This is a genomic window from Nitrosophilus sp. (assembly GCF_982775275.1).
On record NZ_CEXZHP010000349.1, the window covers coordinates 1 to 1015 of the forward strand.

Consider the following 1015-nt stretch of genomic DNA (forward strand, 5'->3'; position numbering starts at 1 on the left):
TGCGATTATTGATGGTGATACCAAGAAGATTGTAGCGCATATTGATACCGGTTATGCGGTACATGTACTGAAAACTACCGAACATCATGAGGGCATGAAAGTCGATAACCCTGGTCGTTTCTGGTATGTCATGGGCCGTGACGGCATGATGACTAAAATCGACCTTTGGCAGACGCCTGAAAAAATGAAAGTTGCCAATGTCCAGGTTGCTTATGATGCACGTGATGTTGCCGTATCGGGTGACGGTAAATACGTTATCGGTGGTGGTTACTGGCCGCCTCATTTCGTTATTCTTGATGCCAAGACCATGATGCCTTTAAAAGTGGTTTCAACACGTGGTGTTAACGTGGATGGCAAATTTGTTAATGAGTCACGTGTAGCCGCTATCTACGATACCCCTCTGGCGCCAACCTGGTTGGTTGCTGCAAAAGAGCTGGGTCAAATGTGGCAGGTTGATTATTCTGATCTTGATAACCTGAAAATCACGGAAATAAATTCAGCCAAATACCTGCATGATGGATTCTTTGATCCTACCGGCCGTTACTTCCAGATTGCTGCAAACGCATCAAACAAGATGGTTGTTATTGATAGTGTGACCCAGAAGCTGGAAGCCATGATTGATGTGGATAAAAAACCACACCCGGGTCCTGGTGCTAACTGGGTTGACCCGAAATGTGGTCCAGTAGGTGGAACCACTCACCTCGGTGTGGGTAAAGTGACGGTTTGGGGCAATGATCCAAAAGGTCATCCAGATAATGCCTGGAAAATCTGTTACGAAGTCGAAACAGATGGCCCGGGTGTGTTCTTGCGTACCCATCCAAAGTCAGACTATGTTTGGGCTGACCAGACTAAGCACCCAGAACCAGAAGTGCAACAGTCTGTTCAGGTTATATCAAAGAAAACGCGCGAAATTGTCAAGACTATTCGCCTAACCGAGAAAGAAGGTTATGCGGCGGTACACTTTGAGTTTAATAATGATGGCTCAGAGGTTTGGGCATCAATATGGAATCGTAAA

The 1015-nt window shown here is 45.9% G+C and carries 1 protein-coding gene; it reads left to right on the forward strand.

From position 1 onward, the window contains the following. Positions 1–1015: cytochrome D1 domain-containing protein (locus AC30RD_RS09950; protein ID WP_489494413.1), on the forward strand; the 1015-nt coding region annotated here is incomplete at both ends.